Raw genomic sequence first — 6,902 nt, forward strand, 5'->3', positions numbered from 1 at the left:
AGTGAAAACTAATTTAAAAATACTTCACCTCGAAGACACTCCTGCAGACGCAGAATTAGTAGATAGAGAATTGAAAAAAGGAAAGATTCAATTTGAGAAATTGGTTGTTGCCAATAAAACAGCCTTTGAAAAGGCGCTCAAAGAATTTGCTCCGGACATCATCATTTCCGACCATACACTTCCCTCTTTTGATTCATTTGAAGCAATAAAGATAATTAGGAGGCAAGGAATAGAAATCCCTTTTATACTGGTTTCAGCAACTGTATCTGATGAGTATGCTGTAGAAATAATGAAGGCCGGGGCTGATGATTACATCCTCAAAGACCGCTTGCATCGCTTGCCGCAAGCCTTATTGAATGCTATGGAGAAATTTAGCAGGGAAAAAGAACGTGAGCGCATGATTTATGAGCATGCACATCTTGCTGCTATAGTTAATGCTTCTAATGATGGTATCATCAGCAAAACATTGGATGGAATAATTACCAGTTGGAACACTGGCGCAGAAAAGCTTTTGGGTTATTCAACTGAAGAAGCCATTGGCAAAAACATCTCTTTAATTATTCCACCTGACTGTTTGCATGAAGAATCGGAATTTATGGAAATCATAAAAAGAGGAGAATCTGTAAAGCATTTTGAAACGGTAAGGCTTTCAAAAAATGGGACAAGAGTGGATGTTTCGCTTACGATCTCCCCGATTAAGGACAACAACGGAAAAGTTATTGGAGCAGCTAAGATAGTCTATGACATTACCGACAGAAAAAAGGCGGAACAGATTATATACGATAGCGAGGAAAAATTTCATTCATTTTTTGAAAACAGTACAGATGGAATACTTCTCACAGTAACTGATGGGCGCATTCTAAGCGCAAATGCTGCTGCCTGTTCTATATTTAAAATGAGCGAGGAAGAAATTTGCAGAGCAGGTAGATTTGGATTAGTGGATAACACAGACCCTCGATTGGCTGCAGCACTTGAAGAACGCCAGCGTACAGGTAAGGCAAAAGCGGAACTTACACTAATTCGTGGAAATGGAGAGAGATTTCCTGGAGAGCTCACGTCTGTAGTTTATGTAAATGCAAATGGAGAACAAAGAACTTCAATGATAGTTCGGGATATAAGTGAAAAAAAATATGCACAAGAACTTTTATTAGAAAGCGAAGCATTCAATGAGGGAGTTCTTTCATCCCTCAGTTCACATATTACTGTAATAGATAAAAACGGGAACCTCATAGCCGTAAATAAAGCATGGGATGATTTTGCTAAAACCAATGGTGTTGCCTCATTGGAAGGAGTTTCTACAGGAAGCAACTATATTGAAGTTTGCCAAAGATCAATGGCTGCGGGAGATAGTATAGCTGGGCAAACATTAGAGGGCATTCAATCTGTATTTAAAAAGGAAGTAAAGACCTTTGAGCTCGAATATCCATGCCATTCATTAACTGAGCAACGCTGGTTTAATCTCTCCGTAATGAATTTTGGCGAAGATGATTCTAAGATTGTTATCTCACATCAAAATATTACTGAAAGAAAGATCGCTGAAAATAACCTCAGTTATACTTCGGTCGAGTTACAAAAAACACTTTCTGAACTTAATAAGATACTCGATTCTTCACTAGATGTTATTTGTACCATCAATACTGCTGGGGAGTTTGTAAATGTCAGCGCTGCCTCACAACAAGTTTGGGGTTATCCACCTGAAGAGCTTATTGGCAGCAAATTTATGAATCTTGTGTATGAGGAAGATGCTGATATGACCTCCAAGGCGGCTGAAAAAATTTTTAACGGCATTCAGACGCCATTCTTTGAAAACAGGTATGTGCATAAAAGCGGAAGAATAGTTCCGCTATTATGGTCGGTGAATTGGGATGAGAAGCTCCAGTTAATGTTTTGCATAGCAAAAGATGTAACCGAGAAAAAAAGACTGGAGATAGCAGTGGAAACTGAAAGAGATCAGTTCTATGATATGTTTTTAAAAGCGCCATCGGCTATTGGTATGTTGAAAGGTGCCAATCATGTTTTTGAAATGGCTAACCCTCTTTATTTACAATTGACGGGCAAAAAAGATATTATAGGAAAAACAGTGGCAGAAGTGCTTCCGGAAGTAGTTAAACAAGGGTTTGTTAGTATGTTAGATCATGTTTACCAGACCGGCGAATCGTACACTGGCACACAAGTGTCGGTTAAGGTAGATACTGAAGGAAACGGTGAAATGACTGAATTCTATATCGACTTCGTTTACCAGGCCTATAGAAATGGCAAGGGAGAAATAGAAGGCGTTTTCTTTTTCATCAATGACATCACTGAACAAATACTTTCCCGTAAAGAAATAGAAAAAAGCGAAAAACAATACCGCCAGATTGTAGAAACGGCACAGGAGGGAATTTGGATGATCGATGAAAACAATGAAACCACTTTTGTTAATCAGAAGATGTGCGAGATCCTTGCATACACTGAAGAGGAATTGATAGGCAGAGAGCATTCATATTATATGGATGCTGATGGAAAGGAAAAAGCTGTGATTGCTTTGGAGAGAAGAAAAAGAGGAATATCAGAAACTATAGAATTTGGCTTTATTTCTAAACATGGAAAACACGTCCACACTTCTGTATCAGCCAATCCTATCTTTGATGATACGGGAAATTTTAAAGGGTCATTGGGAATGGTTTCAGATATTACCGAGAAGAACCATTTAGAAGAACTTTTAGGTAAATCCAACAGGCTTGCACGTATAGGAAGCTGGGAAATTGATGTCGTAAAAGGAACAGTTTTTTGGTCAGACATTATAAAGGAAATACGTGAAGTGGATAAAGATTATGTTCCACTCTTAGATGTGGGAAAAAGTTATTTTGTAGAAGGCACCGATAAGGATACTATAAGCAAAAAAGTACAGGAATGTATAGAAAATGGAACTCCATGGGAAGAAGAATTGCAGATCATCACTTTTAAAGGGAATCATAAATGGGTACGTACAATCGGTGAAGGCGAATTTTTAAACGGGACGTGTATAAGGATACATGGCAGTTTTCAGGACATTACGGAACGAAAGGAAGCAGAGAGTGAACGCGTTAAAATGATTTCGGATCTTGTCCAGCGCAATAGCGATCTGGAGCAGTTTTCTTATATCATTTCACACAACCTTCGCGCACCTAGTGCCAACATTATAGGTTTAGCCGAAATTTTACAGGATGAAACTCTGACTCCGCAGGAGCAAAAAGAATTTCTGCAAGGACTCTCTACATCCGTAATAGCACTGGATACCATCATCAAAGACATAAACAGCATTTTGCAGCTAAAACAAGATGTCAACGAGAAAAAAGAAGTCATCATCTTTTCAAAACTTGTGAACGATATCAAAATAAGTATAGGTAATATTATAGACAAACATCGCGTACGCATTATATCCGACTTCTCAGAAGTGGATGAAATTTACTCACTCAAAATTTATATATACAGCATCTTCTATAACCTTATAAGCAACAGCATTAAATATAGTAAGCCAAATGAACAACCGATCATCGAAATAAAAAGTATAAGAGAAAATGGTAAAATAATTCTCACATTTAAAGACAACGGTTTGGGTCTTGACATGAAAACAAAAGGTGCAAAAATTTTCGGACTTTATAATCGCTTCCATTCACATGTCGAAGGCAAAGGCATGGGGCTATTTATGGTGAAAACTCAAGTAGAATCGCTCGGTGGAAAAATATCCATTGCAAGCGAACTCAATAAAGGAACGGAATTTACGATCGTTTTTGAAATTTAAAAATGAATAATATGACCCAAATAACAAAGCGCTTCCTCCTCGTTGACGATGATCCAATAAGCAACCTCATCACAAAAATGATGTTGAAAAAATCATTTGACGAAGTGCATATTAAGGACTTTACTATTCCGGAAGATGGATTGAAATTTATGAAAGCTGAACCCAGCCATAATCCTCCCGATGGAAAAACAACACTTTTTCTCGACATCAATATGCCTTCACTCTCAGGATGGGATTACCTAGAGGAGTTTGAGCTTTTCGATGCCTCAATAAAAGAGCAATATGATATTTACATCCTCTCTTCTTCGGTTGACCCAAAAGATATAAACCGTGCAAAAGAAAATCCTCTTGTCATAGATATTATAGAGAAGCCGCTCAACAAAGTAACACTTCTTAAAATGTTTAGCTGATAGAAAAAATATTGTACCTATTTTTTTATTCACATTTCCTCGTTAGCAACGCTTTTGCCTTTTTTCACTTCTTACTTCTTTTTAAATTGGTTCCCGCTTTGGCAGGGCTAGCTGTGATTGCTTCGCAGTTACAATCATATTTGTATTATTCCTTTTCTTATTTTTTTATGGTGATTATTCGCTGCTTTGCAAGTAGGGTTAAATTCACTCAATAACTAATCTAGCGAAGACCCTATCACTAAAATATCTTCTGTTGAGTTCATAGCAAAACTCATTAAGGCTGGTGGATTTTCATGATTAAAAAGAGTTTAAGAATGATTTAAATAGTTCTATCTTTCCGACTGCGCTTGAAACTACCGCTGGCTTTTTGCCACACACGCTAAGCAATCATTGCCTGGTATTTACTAACCGGAAGTTCTGTTTTCACGAAAAAACTTTATCTTGCCGAATGTTCTCAGATCGCTATCACTGGCAGCAATGTTTAATGACACCCAAAATGACAGTTTTATAAAACCTTGATAAATAGGTGATTGAATAATATAGAACAGGCAAATGCACAGAAATGTGAGTTATGCAAGTCAAATGAACAATTGTGTAATCCCCGCCTCACATTACTACACCTACCTTCAATTGAGAGTAAAAAAAATATTTCAGTCAATTAAATAAAATGAAAAAAGACCACCCAATAGCCAAAGTTCTAAAAAGCCAGTATATCCCTACCACAGAGTTTTACAGCCAAATAATTGATAGCTTACAGGATTATTCGATTTTCACCCTTGATAAAGATTCAGTTATAAACAGTTGGAGTGCCGGCTCAGCAAAAATATTTGGTTATGAAACGGAAGAAGTCATTGGGGAGCCTTTTGATATAATTTTTACAGAGGAAGATAAAAAAGAAGGAGTTCCGAAAAAAGAAATTGAAACCTCAGTAAAAGAGGGAAGAGCTGTAGATAATAGATTGCACATTTGCAAAGACGGAAGCCTGTTTTATGCTTACGGTTTAGTTTTTCCACTTAAAGGAGTCGATGGAGAACTTTTAGGCTATGTCAAAATCCTGCGTGATTTAACTGATAGAAAGAAGTCGGAAGAAGCTATAAAAAAGCATGTAAAGGAACTTGAAGAACTGAACAACCATAAAGATAGTATCCTTGCCATCCTTTCGCACGATTTAAGAAGTCCATTATCAAATATTATTCAAGCCGCAGACTACCTGAAATCAGATATTGAGTCAATAGAACCTGCTGAAGTGAAAAATCTGCTGGAGTATATTCATAAAGCATCTACTGATGAGTTAAATATGTTGGACTATTTGGTGGAATGGGCTAGAATCAAATACGCATCGGATGCGTTTACCCCTACAAAAATCGAACTTTCTGAATATGTCAAAAAAGTCTTCGATAGTTTAAAGGAGACCGCTTCTATAAATACAATAAACCTCCATCAAGAAATTGAAGAAAATACCAATGTTTTCGCTGATGGAAAAATGGTACTATCCATACTCCAGAACATTGTTTCAAATGCCATAAAACATTCCCGTAAAGGAGGGAAGATTACTGTAACAGCGAAAAAAAATGAGGGAAGAATGATTGTGGAGATTAAGGATACCGGAATTGGAATGTCCAAGGAAATACAGGCCAAACTTTTTACTACGCATATGAATACACTTACAAGAGCAAGGAAAGAAAATAAAGGAGCAGGTATTGGATTGCTTTTAGTAAAGGGCTTCTTAGAAAAAAATGGCGGTGAAATATGGGTAGAAAGTATAGAGGACGAGGGTTCGTCTTTTTATTTTACATTACCTCTTGAAAAACCTACAGATAAAATTGAAAGTGGAGACACGATAGAGTTTCATGAAAGTGATTAACCATTGCACGAAACTATAGCAGACAACCAAGTTGTTGACTCGTGGAAGATGGCGAAGGACTACAAAAACACTGCTGCCTACAACTAGGTTTTCGTTGAATCCGTAGCGCTTCTTGTCCTTGTCAGTGGAATCAATAATCCCGGTAACTATCTGGGAAGCTTAAGTACAGCCTGTCCCGATAACGAAGCTCATCTGGAGAACGGGTAAAATATCTTTTGCGTGTTTATTTAGAGAGTATAGGTTTTCCAGACTGATCATTTTTAGGATTTAAAAAGTATTGGTTTTAGGAGGGGAATTGTCTAATTTGAACTTCAATTACCTTCTCGCTAACATTCGTTTTGTTGAGATGCTTCAACTATTTAGGACTATTTAAAACCTTCATAAACCCATGAAAAAACTATTCTTTATCCTCACACTTACGATCTGTTTTGATTGCTTTTCGCAGGAAAATGAAAAGACTGAAAAAGCCGCTGTAGAAAGTGTGGTCAATCAGTTTTTCGAATCTTTAGAAAAGCAGGATACCGTTTTGCTAAAAGAAGTGGCATTTATGGAAGGGCAGATATGGACAGTTAACAATGCAGTAAGTCCAGCCAGACATAGAATGAGGTTTTTTAAGGATGATTTAAAGACTTTCCAATCAAAAAATTCCTACCATGAAGAAGCTTTCAGCATGGATGTGAAAATCCATGAAGGAATGGCAATGGCCTGGGTTCCGTATGAGTTTAGACTCAATGGAGAATTCTCTCACTGTGGTGTGGATGTCTTTACTTTGATCAAAAAAGATGACGCTTGGAAGATTATTAATATCTCTTACACGATTGATAACGAAGGTTGTGATGAGTTGAAAATAAATTAATCTGTATGT

Annotated in this window: 4 protein-coding genes; all 4 read left to right on the forward strand. The window is 37.1% G+C overall.

The features are described 5' to 3' along the window. The first annotated feature begins 1 nt into the window (after position 1). The 4 genes from BVH04_RS23260 to BVH04_RS23275 all read left to right on the forward strand — a co-directional run bounded on the left by BVH04_RS23260 (position 2) and on the right by BVH04_RS23275 (position 6,893). On the forward strand, positions 2-3,763 hold the full coding sequence (locus tag BVH04_RS23260; RefSeq protein ID WP_086543859.1) for a PAS domain S-box protein: 3,762 nt from the start codon (positions 2-4) through the stop codon (positions 3,761-3,763). Positions 3,764-3,774: 11 nt separating this feature from the next. Beyond that, positions 3,775-4,173, forward strand: a complete 399-nt coding sequence (locus tag BVH04_RS23265; protein WP_086543863.1) for a response regulator — start codon at positions 3,775-3,777, stop codon at positions 4,171-4,173. Between the two features lie 667 nt (positions 4,174-4,840). Continuing rightward, complete coding sequence (locus BVH04_RS23270) at positions 4,841-6,037, forward strand: PAS domain-containing sensor histidine kinase (protein WP_086543860.1); 1,197 nt, start codon at positions 4,841-4,843, stop codon at positions 6,035-6,037. A gap of 388 nt (positions 6,038-6,425) precedes the next feature. Then, entirely contained in the window at positions 6,426-6,893 is a 468-nt protein-coding gene (locus BVH04_RS23275; RefSeq protein WP_086543861.1) for a nuclear transport factor 2 family protein, read from the forward strand. The last annotated feature ends 9 nt before the right edge of the window (positions 6,894-6,902 follow it).

Source organism: Algoriphagus antarcticus, from assembly GCF_002150685.1.
Classification (GTDB): Bacteria; Bacteroidota; Bacteroidia; order Cytophagales; family Cyclobacteriaceae; genus Algoriphagus; species Algoriphagus antarcticus.

What these genes read in the sequence shown, in the direction of transcription:
- BVH04_RS23270 (WP_086543860.1), top strand. Translation starts at nt 4,841, where the DNA reads ATGAAAAAAGACCACCCAATAGCCAAAGTTCTAAAAAGCCAGTATATC.
- BVH04_RS23265 (WP_086543863.1), top strand. Translation starts at nt 3,775, where the DNA reads ATGACCCAAATAACAAAGCGCTTCCTCCTCGTTGACGATGATCCAATA.
- BVH04_RS23275 (WP_086543861.1), top strand. Translation starts at nt 6,426, where the DNA reads ATGAAAAAACTATTCTTTATCCTCACACTTACGATCTGTTTTGATTGC.